Below are 14,213 nucleotides of genomic sequence, written 5' to 3'. Positions count from 1 at the left end.
GATGCCGATCCCGCTGCCGATACTCGACGACCGCCGCTTCGACGACCTCAGCGAGGAACTGCGGGCGCTGATTCCCCGCTATTGCCCGGAATGGACCGACCACAACCCTTCCGATCCGGGGATCACCCTGCTCGAACTTTTCGCCTGGCTGGGGGAATCCCTGATCTATCGCCTCGACCGCATCCCCGAGGCGAGCTTGCGGCAACTGCTGGCGCTGCTGCGCCCGGAAGCCGAAGCGGCCAATGATCGGGCGCGAGCGATCGAGGATCTGCGGGCGCTGGTGCTGGCCGATCTCGAAACCCCCTGGCGGGCGGTGACCGCCGACGATTTCGAGTTTCTGGTGACGCGAGCCTTCGCCGACCGGGTGGCGCGGGTGCGTTGCCTGCCGGATACGGATCTGGATGCCGCGCCCGCCGGACAAAACCGCCCCGGTCACGTCAGCCTGGTGGTGGTGCCCCGCGTCGCAAACCCGGACCCGGCGACCCTGAGCGCCTTGCTGACGTCGATCCTGGCTTTTCTTGATGAACGGCGCTTGATTACCTGTCGCCTGCACGCGGCGCCGCCGGGCTGGGTTGACGTGGCCGTCTCGGCGCGGGTGGTTCGCGCTCCCGGCAGCGCGGCCACCGACGTGACGACAGCGATCCTGGCCCGGTTGCAAACCTTTTTCGCCCCGGTCGGCGACGGCTCCGCCTCCTCGGGCTGGCCCTTCGGCAAAGACGTGCACCTCTCCGAAGTCGCCGCCGCCCTCGAAGGGGTGGCGGGGGTCGATCATGTGAAACATCTCTGCCTGTTCCAGGTCGACGCGGGCGCCATCGGCCCGCGCACACAGGTCGTTCCGGTTCCGCCCAACAGCCTGGTGCGCTTCACGGCGGCGCAATCGGAAATAATCAGTGATTTGTGATTGGTGATTAGTGATTGGTTGAAGGCATTTTTCCAATCACCAATCACTAACAACCAATCACCGCTTTTTGGAGTTCTTTATGGCGGATGCGACATCGAACCGGCTGCTGCGACTGTTGCCGGGCATCTATCGGGAAAGCCCCTATCTGGCCGAGTTCCTGCGCCCCTTCGAGGCGGTGCTGCTGGAAAGCTGGCGCGACGGCGCGGGGCGGACCCAGGACGGCTTCGCCCGGCTGCTCGACCGCATCGACGGCTTTTTCGATCCGGCCCGGGCTCCGGCCGATTTCCTCCCCTGGTTGGCCGGCTGGTTCGCTCTCGATCTCGACGACGGTTGGGACGAGGCGCGCCGCCGTCAATACATCCGCGAAGCGCTCGATCTCTACCGCTGGCGGGGAACGGTGCGCGGGCTGACCCGCTTTATCGAAATCTACACCGGCCAGCGCCCGCGCATCTACGAATGCCGGTGGCCGGCGGGGATGCAGATCGGCACGGCTTCGATGATCGGCGGTCTCGATCCCGATGTCCATTTCGCCACCTTCACCGCCGAGCGTCAGGCCGAAGAGGTCTACGACTATTACCTCGTCACCGAGGACGGGCCACCGACGACGGTCTGGTACTACCGGGCCGACCGGGTGAGGCGGGTCGATGTCGATCCCGTCGCTCGCACGGTGACTCTCGATTATCTGGAACCGGGCGCCGCCGCCGTCAGCCGCCGCACCCACGCCGCCGCCCGGGTGACCCGGCGCGACGGTCTGCCGGCCACGTCCTACCACTTGAGCGGTCTTCCCGTCGGCGGCGGGGATGCGGTCACGGCCGAATATCGCGGGGATACGGTCTTCATCGATACAGTGGAGATGCCCTACCGCTTCATCGTCGATGTGGTCGTCGCCGCGGACAAGCTCGATGAGGTGCGCGTCGACAAGGTGCGGGCCATCATCGATCTGGAGAAACCGGCCCACACCCTCTACTACCTGCGCATGATCCCGGTTTATCGGGAGGAAACGCTGCAAAAGATGCAGATCGAAGTTCGTTCCACGATCGGCAGCGATGCCGTCGTCCGCTGATAAGTCGGAAAGGAGTCAACATGGCTGAATCCAGCGAATTCAAACGGATGAATTATTTTACCGGCTTTTTCACCACGGCCGAGGACTGGCGGGCGGAGCAGGCCTACCATCGGGAGGCGCTCAAGCTGCACAACCGGGGGCTGCACCGGCCGGGGGTGATGCGCGAGGTCGCCGACGGCCTGCGAGTGCGGGCGGCGGGGGGGCTGACCGTCGAGGTGCTGCCGGGGGCGGCCATCGACGGGGCGGGCAACGAAATTTTTCTCGGGCAGCCGCGTCTGTTGACGGTGCCGACCGAGGGCCTGACCGCGCCCCGCGTGATCTATGTCGCCTTGGCCTATCGCGAGGTCGAAACGGACCGGGTCGAAAACGTGCAGGTGCCGGGCTACAGCGGCAACACGCGGATTACCGAACGCCCCGAACTGCGCATCGTCGAAAGTCCGCCGGACAACCGCGCGACCCTGGAGTTGGCCCGTATCGATCTGCAACCGGGAGTAACGGCCATCGGCGATCCGGCTGATCCCGAGGCGCCCCTGGGTAACGAAATCGACCGCCGGCGGGTACCTTACGCCGGGACCGTCGGCGGGGCCGAATGCTGCCCTAGTCTGAGTGTCGAATTGCAAGCCCGAATCGATCAGCTCATGGACCGCACTTGGAGCGATTTTGCCGCTTTGGCGACACGCTTTCCCACCCCCCTTTCCGGGGATGTGCGCCATGCGGCCCTGACCCTGCAAATGCTCGCCCGGCTCGGTTTTATGCGCTCCGATCAGGTGCTTGGCCTGCTGCGGGTGCTGGCCGGGGTCGAGCAGGTGCTGGCGGACGAGCTCGAAACCCTCTATCCCGAGTTGGAGGCCCTGGAAGCTTACGAAGAGCTGCTGGGTGCGCTGATCCGCCTCTTCGATGCGCTGATCGAGGATAATCTCGATCTGGCCCTGACCCGGCAGGACGAAGTGGCCGAGGCGGCCGACCGCCTGGCGATGGTGGAGATCGAGGAGCCGATGGCTAACGCCGGTGCCGACCGCACGGTGACCACGACCGGTGTCGAGGGCCCCCTGGCCCTCGACGGCAGCGGCTCCCAGGCCTTCGAGGGGCGGACGATCCGACGTTACCACTGGAACCTGCGGGAGAGCGCCACGGCCCCGACCGGCAACGCCGGCAGCGACCGCACCATCGTCATTGCCGGCGACGAAGGGCCGGTGGCCCTCGACGCCTCCGGCTCCCAGGCCTCCGGCGACGGCACCATCGTCCGCTATCGCTGGGACGAACGCCCCGAGTGACCGGCCTTTAAATTACCTATTGTCTTCAGCCTTCAGCCTGCTCTTATAAATGCGAAAGGAGCTTCCGTCATGGCAACCCGATTCCCCATCGAAACAGACCAGCCGGTCATCGAAGTCACTCTTCCCGTCGGTCGCCACGTCCTTGAACTGGTGGTCGAGGACAGCGCCGGACTGCGCAGCGCGCCGGACACGGTGGTCATCACCGTGCAGCGGGCCGACGCGGTGGCCGTCGCCATCGCCCCGGTGACGGCGGCCCTGCTCGCCGGCGGCCAGCAGCAATTCGCCGCCGCGGTCACCGGCACCAGCAACACCGCCGTTATCTGGTCGGTGCAGGAAAGCGGCGGCGGCACGGTCTCCACCACCGGCCTCTACACCGCCCCCGCGACCGCCGGCACCTTCCACGTGCGCGTCACCAGCGTCGCCGATCCGACCAAGAGTGCCAGCGCCACCGTGACGGTCACGGCGGTCAGCGTCGCCATCAGCCCGACCAGTGCTTCCGTCGTCGTCGGCAACACCCGCCAGTTTACCGCGACCGTGACCGGTACCAGCAACAGGGCGGTCACCTGGTCGGTGCAGGAGAGCGGCGGCGGCACCATTTCTGCCAGCGGCCTCTACACCGCCCCAGCGGACGCCGGTACTTTCCACGTGCGGGCGACCAGCGTCGCCGATCCGACCAAGAGTGCCAGCGCCACCGTGACGGTCACGCCGATTTCCTGCGTGGCCGGTTCGCCGGGCGTCCCCTGTACCGGCTCATCCCCCCTGGTCTGTGTCGCGGGAGCACCCGGCACCCCCTGCACCGGTTCCGCGCCGATGATCATCTGCACCAGTGGGAACCCGACGGTGGTCTGTTCCGGGTCGACCCCCATGATCACCTGTACCAGCGGCAACCCCACAGTTCTGGAATGTGTCGCCGGTGCCCCGACCGCGACCTGTACGGGATCGGCGCCGATGGTGGAAATCTGTACCGCTGCCCGGCCGTCGGTGACCGAATGCATCGTCGGTGGACCGACCAATAACACGTGTACGGGAGCTGCGCCCCGGATTCTCGAATGCACCGTTGGCGGTCCGACTATCATTCGCAGTGAACCGGAAAAAGAGGTCGAGAAGGCCCCAGCGGAAAAACCGACGGTTAAACCCAAGGGCAAGCCCAAGAAGTAATTGGTGATTGGGGCAACCCCCGTGGTTGCCCTGGCACGGGACGGTAGATGGCGAGGTAGGGGCGCAGCATGCTGCGCCCCTGCGGCCCCGTGCAATCCACATAAACAGATGCGAGGCCATTTGCGACCATATTTTCCGCTGCGGGTGGTGAAGGGGGAGGGCTATTCCATCTTCAATCCCGTAGATAATCAAGACTATCAGATCAATCTCAGCGGTTACCGCATTCTCGAACTCTGCGACGGTAATCGCAGAGTCGAGGAAATCGCCCGGTCCCTTGAGATCCCCTTGCGTCTCGATGCCGAGCGCTGCGAGGCTTACGTCAGGGACTTTCTCGAGGAGATGACCGCCCTCGGGATGCTCTGCTGGCGGCGGGAACCGATCCCGGCGTCGAGTCCCTGGGCGCCACCGCAAACGGTCTTCTGGGATGTGACCTCGGCCTGTAATCTGCGCTGTGTCCATTGTTACGGCACCAGCGAGTCCCCCGCCCCTGGTGAACTGAGCACCTGCGAGGCGCTGCGGGTGCTCGACGAAATGGCCGCCTGCGGAGTCGAGGCGATTTCCTTCAGCGGCGGCGAACCGCTGTTGCGCAAGGATTTCATTGAACTGGCGACTCATGCCGGTCGTCAGGGGTTCAAATCGGTGGGGGTGGCGACCAACGGCACTCTGATCGATGAAAGCATGGCCCACCGGTTGCGGGAAACTGGGATCGACGTACAGGTGAGCATCGACGGTGACAGCGCCGAAATCCACGATGCCCAGCGCGGCGTCTCCGGCGCTTTCGCCAAGGCCCTGGCGGGAATTGGCGCCTTGCAGGAGGCCGGTTGTCCGGTCTCGGTTTGCACCAGCGTGACTCGCCTCAATGTCGAGCGGATTCCGGCGATCATCGAACTGATGGAACGCCTCGGCGTGAACCGCTACCGGGTGCAGGGACTGGTGGCCATGGGCCGGGGTCTGGACAATCGCGAGAGCCTGGGCCTTGAGCCCCAGCGCATGCGGGAATTGGTCGCCTATCTGGAAGGGCGCGATATCCGCATCAGCAGCTACAACTTCACCCTCAAACCACCCCCCGCCGGGCCCGTCGATTTCTGCGGGATCGGCGCGTGCAGCGCCGGCGCCACCATCTGTTCCATCACCAGCGAAGGGCGGGTCGTTCCCTGCACCTATTTCTGGGGGCTGAACGGCGACGACTTGCGCGCCCACAGTTTCGGCTGGATCTGGGAAAACTCACGGCTGCTCAACTACTTCCGCAGCATCCGCCTGGATGACGTCAAGGGCGTCTGCCGCGCGTGCCCTTGGCTTTCCGTCTGTCACGGCGGCTGCAAGGCCGAGAACTTCGCGGCCGGGGATCTCTTCGCCTCGAACCGGACCTGCTGGGTGGCGGAGGAGTTGCGGGAGGGAGCATGCCAGGAAGTATGATGGCCGATTGGGGATTGAGGAGTCGGGAGGATGACCGTTCGAGATCGTAGCGCAAAAGAAAAAAGAACGGTTTTCACGGGGCGTTGTCGGAGGGAAAAATCGCTATGTACGACCGGAATGGATCCGATCCGCAAGAAGCCACCTGTGTCGAGCCGTTGCGCCGCATGGTAAAGGGCGATTTGACCCTATGGCGGGGCCTTGCCGGGGATTGCGACCGCGCCGCCGTCGCTGCGGCCCTCGGCGTCAGCCAGAACGAAGAGGATCTGTGCGGATATCCGGGGGGTGTTCCCACCGGCTACCGGATTTATCCGGCAACAGCCGCCGCCCCCTATGGGGTTTTCGTCTGGTATGAGGAGGATCGCGCGGTGGCGTTGCAGATCCACTCCTTCACGCCGGAGCGGCCCGTTCTCGAGCAGTTGGGGGAACCGGAGGCCCGAGAAATTTCCCGTATGCCGGGCTTCAAGACCCAGTGGATTTACGCCGCGCGGGGGCTGACCCTGCATATCGATGACGATACCGGGGCCGTTGCCTGGCTCTATGGCTATCGGCCGATGAGCCTCGATGCCTACCGGGCTTCCTGGCTTTTTCGGGTGGAAATCCTGCGGCACCGAATCCAATGATCGTTTAACCGCCAACCTCAGAGGGGAGGCTCCATGAGCGCGATCTTCGGCGAAACCCTGATACTGACCCAGGACAACGGCCCCGATGTGCCGCTGGTGGTCTTCGGCGACGAATTCTACGCCCGCTATGAAACTCCTGAGGGTTACACGGCGGTCTACGATACCGATCTCGGCCTCTTCTGCTATGCGGTGGTGCTCGACGGACGCTTCGCCTCCAGCGGCGCGCCCATCGGCAAGCAGCCGCCACCGGGGCTGCGCCGGCACCTGAAGGAATCCGGGGAGGTGCGCAACGAAAAGTTCAATCTGCGCTACAACCGCATCATGCCCCCCGAGGACGTCGCAGCCGGCCATCGCCTGCGCACCTTCGGCATGGCCCAGGGCCTGCTCCCCGGCCGCCGGGTCAGCCAGGGGGCGGTGCGCGGTCTGACCATCTTGGTCGACTTCCCCGACCTGCAAAGCACCATTCCCGTCGCTGAGGTGGAGGCCCTGCTCAACGGCGACAACTATCGGGGCAACGGCAATTTCTGCTCGGTGCGGGAATATTTCGCCCTGATGTCGAGCGGCAAGCTCGATTTCCGCAACCGGGTGATCGGTCCGGTGCGCCTTTCCCAGAATCGGGACTACTACAAAACCACTCTGCTGGTGCGCGAAGCCCTGGAACTGGCCATCTCCGAATACGGAGTCGATCTGTCCGAGTTCGATTCGCGCCGCGAGGGGATCGTCGACGCCCTCAACTTTCTTTATGCCGGGCGCACCCTCTACGAAGGAGAGCTGTGGCCGCACAACAGCTATCTTGAACTGCGCTTCGGCGGCATGCGTACCAACTTCTACATGCTCACCAGCCTCGGCCGCCAGAGCGTCGATCTGAGCATCGGCACCTTCTGCCACGAAAACGGTCATCAGCTCTGCCGTTTCCCCGATCTCTACGATTACGGCACCCGCGATGGCGATTTCGAAAAGAGCCAGGGGATCGGTCGCTATTGCCTGATGAGCTCGGGCAACCATCTCAACGGCGGCCGCACCCCGGCGCCGGTCACCGCCTATTACCGCTATCTGGTCGGCTGGTATGACCGCCTCGTCAATCTCAACGGCGGTGGCGACTTCGAGGCCCGGCACGGCGAGTACGGCACCCTTTTCAAATTCGAGACGGACAAGCCGAACGAATATTTTCTGCTGGAAAACCGCAGTCGGCTGGGGCTCGACGCCCATCTTCCGGCCAGCGGCCTGGCCGTCTACCACTGCGACACCCTCGGTTCCAACGAATGGCAGGGGGGAACGGCGACCAAGCATTATCAATGCGGACTGAAGCAGGCGGACGGCCATCTCGATCTGGAGCTCAACCGCAATTACGGGGACGAGGGGGATCTTTTCGCCGGCATCTCCGGCATCGCCCTCTCCCACGCCACCACCCCCTCGTCCCGCGCCTGGGACGGCGCCGATTCAGGTTTCACTCTGCGGGACGTTTCCGCCGCCGGGGAAGTCATCCGTTTTTCCGTCGGTGAACCACCGCCCTCCCAGGCCACAACCGTTTCCGGCCGGGCGGTAGTCGATTTGCTGATTCCCGACAAGAAACCGGAAGGGGTACGCAGCGTCATCCGTCTTGACGCCTCCGGCCGTCTGACCGCCGTCACCGTCGGGGTCGACATCATCCATCCCTACATCGGCAATCTGCAGGTCGAGCTGGAGGCTCCCTCGGGCAGGAAGGTGCTGCTGCACAACCGCACCGGTCGCGGAACGGACGATCTCCACCAGGAGTGGAGTTCGGCGGAGTTCGCGGCGTTACAGGAGTTGTTCGGAGAAGAGATCTCCGGGGATTGGACCTTGCACGCCCGCGATCTTTCCCGTCGCAATGTCGGCCGCCTCAACGCCTGGTATCTCGAAGTGGGCTATGAACCGGCACAAACGGTGATCGAACAGGCGACGGCACCGCTCATCGCCATCCCCGACGGCGACCCCAACGGCATCCGCAGCCCGCTCCGCATCGACGCCGCCGGCAAGGTTAAAGAGATCGTCGTCAGCCTGTCGATAGTCCATCCCTATATCGGCGATCTGCGGGTTGAACTCATCGCCCCTTCGGGACAGCGGGCAATTCTGCACAACCGCTCCGGCGGCAGCGCCGACAACCTGCGCGGCACCTACGACAAAAGCGCGGCACCGGGGCTGGAGACGCTGGTCGGCGAGGAGGCCAAGGGGGAGTGGACCCTGGCCGTCTATGATCTGGCGCCAAGGGATACGGGCAAACTGGAGGTCTGGGCGATTCGGCTGGTCTGCTGAGGAAAAAGGAAAAAGGCAGGGAAGGGTGGCTAAAAAGGCGCGCTGAAGAGGAAGATCGTCCTATTCGGCGCGCCTTTTTGGCTATTTTTTGATGCTGAGCAGGGTTCCGGTCAGTTCGTCCTGGGCCTGAATCATCTTCAGGTTGGCGCTGTAGGCGGCTTTGGTCGGGATGGTTCCGGCAATCTCCTCGGCCATGTCGACGTTGGAGAGTTCCCGCGTTGTTCCCCGATCCTCGACCACATCCCCCGGCGTGTCGACCTTGGCGACCTCGGCCCTGATTCCGCCCTGGGCGGTTTCGCTCAGGGTGACGCGATCCTTCTTGAATCCTTCGGTATTGACGTTGGCGAGATTGTTGGCCGAGGCGGCCATGCGGGTTTCCATGGCCTTCAGACCCTGGATGCTGGTATCGAGCGCTTTGATCATGAAATCCTCCCTTGCAGGGATGCGAGCAATGGTCGTCGGGGAGGGGGAAGGGCGGGAAGGACTCGAAGGAGTGCAACCCTGCCGCCCTGTTCTCCGCGACCGTCGTCCGGGAAGTTAGGCCAGTGGCTTTGCGTCCCACCCTTTCGGATGGTTTGCCTTTTGTTTTCATCCTAACCGCTGGAGGTGTTCGCGGTCAAGACGTAAATCTTTCGCTGTGGTAAGGATTTAGCGAGAATAATTCAAGCCGCCCGGCCTTCTACCGCCGGGCGGCTTGTATTATTTCGTGGAGCTTTTCTCAGTGGGTATGTGCGCCCAGTTCTTCGTCGGTGATGGCGACACCCTGGCAACTTGTCGCCGTCGAGCCGTCCGGCAGGTGGACGTGGCGGACTTCCAGGTCGAAGACCTTTTCGGCCAGAGTGTAGAGAAAGAGGCAGAGGGCGAAGCCGCCGAGAATGATGCCGAGTTCCGCCAAGGAAGGGGTGTACCGCAGCAGTCCGTCGAGGGTTTCGGTGGTGCCGGCGCGGACCGGCACGAGTTGTCCGGCGACGACGAAATCGTAACGCATGAAGAACATGCCGATCAGCGAGAGCACGCTTGCCACCGTCAGCCCCAGGGGACTGCGGAAGGATGGGGTGAGGATCATGGCGAAGGGGATGAGCATGCCGAGCAGCACTTCGAAGACCCAGAAGTTAAAGGCCAAGGGGCCTTTCAGCAGTACCATCAGCGCTTCGTACATCCCTTCCTGCTGCTGGTAGAGGCCGGAGATGAACCGCCAGATGGTCAGGAACATGAGGATGCCGAGAAGCAGGGCGAGGATGCGGCCGAGGAGGAAGAGGTAGTTGCGGTCGTGCCCGCAGAAATCGAGATCGCGGCAGCGCACCTTGAGGTAATGCACCAAGCCCATCAATGCCGTGCCCGAGATCAGGGCGGTCACCACCAGATAGACGGGGGAGAAGACGCCGCTCCAGAAGGGGCGGGCGGAAAGGAGTCCGAAGACGCCGCCGAGGTTGGAAGGGGCGGCGATGGCGAGAATGAAACCGACCAGGCCGGTGTAAAAAGCGCCGACGCGGTTGGCCTGCATGCAGTAGTAAAACTCAATGACCAAAACCACCAAATAGACGCCGTAGAGCGCGCCCATCCACCAGATGGGCGATTCCAGATTGGGGCTGAGAACGGCGTAGATCACCAGGGCAAAGGGCTTTTCCAGTTCCATGGCGATGACCCCGAAACCGCAGACCAGCATGATGATGGCGAGGATGATTGCCCGGCGGGCCGAGGCGTGGAACTGCTCGATGCCGAAGACATGCCCGAGGCTGGAGATCAGGCACAGGCCTGAGCAGGAGACGGCGAAGAAGACATAGCTGGAGATGAGAATGCCCCAGGGAACCTCGCGACTGGTGTTGTAGACATGGCTGTGTCCCAGGGTAAAGACGGCGATCACTGCCGTCAGGCCGATGAGCATGCCCCCTCCGAGCAGGAGAAACCATTTGCTTTCCTTGGGTGAAGTGCCGATTTTAAGCATGATTGTCTCCTCCTGGGTGGGAGTTTTACGGTGCCGGATTTTGGCCGTTTTTTCAATCGGGGGAAAGTCCGATAATTAATTAAAAATTGAGTTCATATTAATTACGGTAGATAGTGAGTATTGAATAGTTTGGCCTAGAGCAAAAGCCGTACCTGCTGCCGATATATTCTGATTAATGCGTCGGATTAATCTCATAATGTGCCGTAAAATTAACATGAATTCTTTTTCTCACAAAAAATGTGATTGTCTGTTCAGGTAAAGCTGCGCGATGTGTCGAAGAGGCGCTACGGCAAATGACGGCACAATGTCGGTCTTTTGGCCAGGGTCAGGGAGAGGCCGTTTGTCGGGGCGGGGGAGGGTGTTACCGAAATTATTCCGGTCGCACTTGAATCGAGACAGTCTCTGGTATAATTCAACACCGTCGAATGAAAATGACCCGTTTGGACCTTGCCCGTTCCGTCGGAAAAAGCGGTTTTTCGATAACCCTGTCCATAACATCGCGAGGAGGAAAGATTATGAGACGACTGCTAGGTTGGGCGCTCTGCCTGATGCTGCTGGCGCCGGGGCTGACCCGGGCGGAGCAGGCCCTGCTCGGGCTGCCGCCGGTGCCGGTGCCGGAAAACAATCCCCAGACCCCGGAAAAGATCGCCCTTGGCGACAAGCTCTTTCACGACCAACGCTTCAGTTCTACCGGCGAGGTGAGTTGCGCCACCTGCCACGATGTGCAGAAGGCCTTTACCGACAGCCCCCTCAAGGTTTCCGAGGGGATCGAGAAGTTGACCGGCACCCGCAACGCGCCGACGGTCATCAACTCGGCTTATTACACCACCCTCTTCTGGGACGGACGCTCTCCGGACCTGGAAGACCAGTCCATTCATCCCTTCGTCAATCCCGTGGAAATGGGGTTGGCGAACCATGAGCCGATTCTGGCCATCGTGCGCAACGATCCCGAGTACGTCGCGGCCTTTCAGCAGGTTTTCGGCAAGAGCGGTGAGCAGATCACCCTGACCGAGGTCATTCAGGCCATCGCCGCCTTCGAGCGGACCATCGTCGCCGGCGATACCCCCTTCGACCGCTGGTATTTCGCCGGGGACGGCCGCGGCATGAGTACCGCCGCCAAGCGCGGCTTTGAGGTCTTCATCGGCCAGGGGCGCTGCGTTTCCTGCCACGTTATCGAACAGACCCAGGCCCTCTTCACCGACAACCGCTTCCACAACATCGGTGTCGGCATCAACAACATCCAGCAGGAAGTTCCCGAACTGGCCGGCGCCTTTCTCAAGGCCAAGGCCGAAGGGATCGATGTGGACGTCGCCGTGCTCACCGACAGCAAGACCTCGGAGTTGGGGCGTTTCGCCATAACGGATCAGTTCGACGACATGGGCGCCTTCAAAACCTCGACCCTGCGCAACATCGCCCTGACCGCCCCCTACATGCACGACGGCAGCTTGGCGACCCTGCGCGACGTGGTCGTTCATTACAACAATGGCGGCTTCAGCAAGGAAGGAGAGCAGGTCAACGCTTTCCTCAGCGGTGGCATCCGCCCGTTGAATCTCAGTGAGCAGCAGATCGATGACCTGGTGGCCTTCATGGAAACCCTGACCAGCCCCCAATTTGTCCAGACGGCTTCGGCCGAGCGGAACTAAGAGGAGATCCCCATGAACAAAGCCATTCATCGTCGCGACTTTCTCAAGGGGGCCGGCGCCCTGGCCCTGGCCGCCAGTCTGCCGATCAACTTGGTCGAGCTGGCCTTCGCCGACAGCAGTCAGAACTTCACCTTCGCCTATATTTCCGATGCCCATATTCAGCACATCTCCGGCAACAAGTTCGTGCGCAACTGGGATCGCGGCCTGATCCGCGCCGTCGCTGAAACCAATCTGCTCAATCCCAAGCCCGACTTCGTTCTCTTCGGCGGCGACCTTGCCCAACTCGGCACCAAGCCCGAACTCGACCACGGCGCCGAGATCATGTCGGCCCTGCGCTACAAGACCCACTACGTCATGGGCGAGCACGACTACTACCTCGACATGGGCGAATACTGGGAAAAACTCTTTGGTCCCCAGTATTACAGCTTCGATCACAAGGGGGTGCACTTCATCGTTCTCAACAGCGTGCGCACCTACGACGACTGGACCTACAACCGCTGGCCGACCGCCGAGCAGCGCATGCTGGAGATGGCCGGGCTCGACAACCCCAACGGCTCCCCTTTCATGGTTGGTGAGGTTCAGCGCAAGTGGCTGAAAGACGATCTCGACAAGGTCGATAAAAAGACGCCGCTGGTGGTTCTCTCCCATTCCCCCCTGCAGAAGATCTACAAAGGTTGGAACTTCTGGACCGAGGATGCCGAAGAGATCCAGGCGCTGCTCAAGCCCTTCGACAAGGTCAACGTTATCTACGGCCATGTGCATCAGATTCAGTACAACCAGATCGGCAACATCAGCTTCAACGCGGTGATGGCCACCGCCTGGCCCTGGCCCTATCCCCAGAGCTACGCCCAGGCCGAGAGCCTGCTGCCGAAGATGACGGTACCGATGAATAGGGCCGATCCTTTCTTCGAGCGGGACGCCACCGGCTGGCAGTTCATCAACATGAATTCGGGGAACGTGGATATGACCTTCACCCTTTACAACAACGCCACGCGCACGGTCCGCTATAACCCGAAAACCGGCCGCCCCGAGGATGTGACCTATCAGGCCGAGGACACACGGATTCCGGCTCAAACCCACTACTGATAAATAGAAGGAGACGCGATAATGAAAGCTGTGAAGCTGACCGCCCTCATCCTGGGGCTGCTGCTGTGTGGCGCGGCTCTTCCCGCCCTGGCCGACGAATTCACCGAGGCCGACCTGAAACGCTGGGAAGGGGAGTACCAGTCGGTGGTGGAGACGGGAAGGAATCTGTGGGTGAGCGCCGATCTGGGGAGCAACGGCGTGGCCTGCGCCCAGTGCCACCCCAACGCCGCCAACACCCATCCCGAAACCTACCCGAAATTCCAGAAACAGATCGGCAAGGTCGCCGAGCTGCGGCACATGATCAACTGGTGCATCCGCAATCCGCTGGAAGGGGTCGATCTCGGTTTCGACACCCCGGAGATGCTCGCCCTCGAAGCCTATATCGCTTGGGAACGGCGGAATGTGCCGCTGGCGCCGGGCAAACACTAAAGAAGTGAGGCTGAGGAAAAACGCCCATCTGCGGCGTCGCCCTCAGCCTCGTGTAGCGAAGGTGCTGTAACAAAGAGCTAAAGAGATACCCCCGAGCGGCCCGGCCTGGCTCCTCCGCTCGGGGGTTTTTATCAGCCCCCAAATCCCCAGGATTTATCATGCGTCGTCTGCTCGCCCAAATGCCTTATTCCACCCTCGCGATCCTGGCCGTCATTCTCGGCCTCTCTCCCTTTGTGCCGGAACCGCACCTCTTCGAAAAGATCCGGATGCTCTTTCAAGGCACCTTGACCCGTCCTCTCGACATCTTCGACCTGTTCATGCATGGGACGCCGATTCTGCTGCTGCTGATCAAGTGGCTGGTGGAGAAGTTCGCCCCGATGGACGAATCCTCCTCTCGCTGAATC

At 62.2% G+C, this 14,213-nt stretch carries 13 protein-coding genes and 1 riboswitch; of the genes, 11 read left to right on the top strand and 2 right to left on the bottom strand.

Translation table 11 applies throughout. The features are described 5' to 3' along the window. Window position 1: 1 nt before the first annotated feature. The 7 genes from BQ4888_RS09855 to BQ4888_RS09825 all read left to right on the top strand — a co-directional run bounded on the left by BQ4888_RS09855 (window position 2) and on the right by BQ4888_RS09825 (window position 8,706). A complete protein-coding gene (locus BQ4888_RS09855) occupies window positions 2–901 on the top strand; it encodes a baseplate J/gp47 family protein (protein ID WP_092056859.1) in 900 nt (299 codons plus the stop codon). Between the two features lie 79 nt (window positions 902–980). Next, window positions 981–1,964, top strand: coding sequence for a phage tail protein (locus BQ4888_RS09850; RefSeq protein ID WP_092056858.1), 984 nt, complete (start codon window positions 981–983; stop codon window positions 1,962–1,964). A 20-nt stretch (window positions 1,965–1,984) separates the two neighbouring features. Further along, entirely contained in the window at window positions 1,985–3,238 is a 1,254-nt protein-coding gene (locus tag BQ4888_RS09845) for a hypothetical protein (RefSeq protein WP_092056856.1), read from the top strand. Window positions 3,239–3,307: 69 nt separating this feature from the next. After that, the gene (locus BQ4888_RS09840) at window positions 3,308–4,396 is read left to right on the top strand and encodes an Ig-like domain-containing protein (RefSeq protein WP_092056855.1); all 1,089 of its coding nucleotides are present in this window, start codon (window positions 3,308–3,310) and stop codon (window positions 4,394–4,396) included. A gap of 120 nt (window positions 4,397–4,516) precedes the next feature. After that, window positions 4,517–5,812 (top strand): PqqD family peptide modification chaperone, encoded by a 1,296-nt coding sequence (locus tag BQ4888_RS09835; protein ID WP_170232815.1) that lies wholly within the window; start codon window positions 4,517–4,519, stop codon window positions 5,810–5,812. Between the two features lie 104 nt (window positions 5,813–5,916). Further along, window positions 5,917–6,432: a hypothetical protein gene (locus BQ4888_RS09830; RefSeq protein WP_092056852.1), complete on the top strand. Its 516-nt coding sequence runs from the start codon at window positions 5,917–5,919 to the stop codon at window positions 6,430–6,432. A 33-nt stretch (window positions 6,433–6,465) separates the two neighbouring features. Continuing rightward, window positions 6,466–8,706: a M6 family metalloprotease domain-containing protein gene (locus BQ4888_RS09825; protein WP_092056850.1), complete on the top strand. Its 2,241-nt coding sequence runs from the start codon at window positions 6,466–6,468 to the stop codon at window positions 8,704–8,706. 81 nt (window positions 8,707–8,787) lie between these two features. On the opposite strand, the gene BQ4888_RS09820 is transcribed toward BQ4888_RS09825, so the two are convergent. Together BQ4888_RS09820 and nrfD are read right to left on the bottom strand one after the other, a co-directional pair. Continuing rightward, window positions 8,788–9,129: a flagellar basal body rod C-terminal domain-containing protein gene (locus BQ4888_RS09820; RefSeq protein ID WP_092057140.1), complete on the bottom strand. Its 342-nt coding sequence runs from the start codon at window positions 9,127–9,129 to the stop codon at window positions 8,788–8,790. 68 nt (window positions 9,130–9,197) lie between these two features. Further along, window positions 9,198–9,296: riboswitch (cyclic di-GMP riboswitch) on the bottom strand. A gap of 128 nt (window positions 9,297–9,424) precedes the next feature. After that, the gene (nrfD, locus tag BQ4888_RS09815; protein ID WP_092056848.1) at window positions 9,425–10,651 is read right to left on the bottom strand and encodes an NrfD/PsrC family molybdoenzyme membrane anchor subunit; all 1,227 of its coding nucleotides are present in this window, start codon (window positions 10,649–10,651) and stop codon (window positions 9,425–9,427) included. Between the two features lie 515 nt (window positions 10,652–11,166). On the opposite strand from nrfD, the gene BQ4888_RS09810 reads away from it, so the two are divergent. From BQ4888_RS09810 to BQ4888_RS09795, 4 genes are all read left to right on the top strand, one after another. After that, the gene (locus BQ4888_RS09810) at window positions 11,167–12,294 is read left to right on the top strand and encodes a cytochrome-c peroxidase (RefSeq protein WP_092056846.1); all 1,128 of its coding nucleotides are present in this window, start codon (window positions 11,167–11,169) and stop codon (window positions 12,292–12,294) included. Window positions 12,295–12,306: 12 nt separating this feature from the next. Further along, window positions 12,307–13,380 carry a metallophosphoesterase family protein gene (locus BQ4888_RS09805; protein ID WP_092056845.1) on the top strand — a complete coding sequence of 358 codons (1,074 nt, stop codon included), beginning with the start codon at window positions 12,307–12,309 and terminating at the stop codon, window positions 13,378–13,380. Window positions 13,381–13,401: 21 nt separating this feature from the next. Beyond that, window positions 13,402–13,809: a hypothetical protein gene (locus BQ4888_RS09800; RefSeq protein WP_205747990.1), complete on the top strand. Its 408-nt coding sequence runs from the start codon at window positions 13,402–13,404 to the stop codon at window positions 13,807–13,809. A gap of 158 nt (window positions 13,810–13,967) precedes the next feature. Then, window positions 13,968–14,210: a hypothetical protein gene (locus tag BQ4888_RS09795; RefSeq protein WP_092056843.1), complete on the top strand. Its 243-nt coding sequence runs from the start codon at window positions 13,968–13,970 to the stop codon at window positions 14,208–14,210. The last annotated feature ends 3 nt before the right edge of the window (window positions 14,211–14,213 follow it).

It is taken from the genome of Desulfuromonas acetexigens (assembly GCF_900111775.1).
GTDB classification, from domain to species: Bacteria; Desulfobacterota; Desulfuromonadia; order Desulfuromonadales; family Trichloromonadaceae; genus Trichloromonas; species Trichloromonas acetexigens.
This window is presented reverse-complemented; position numbering and strand designations above follow the sequence as displayed.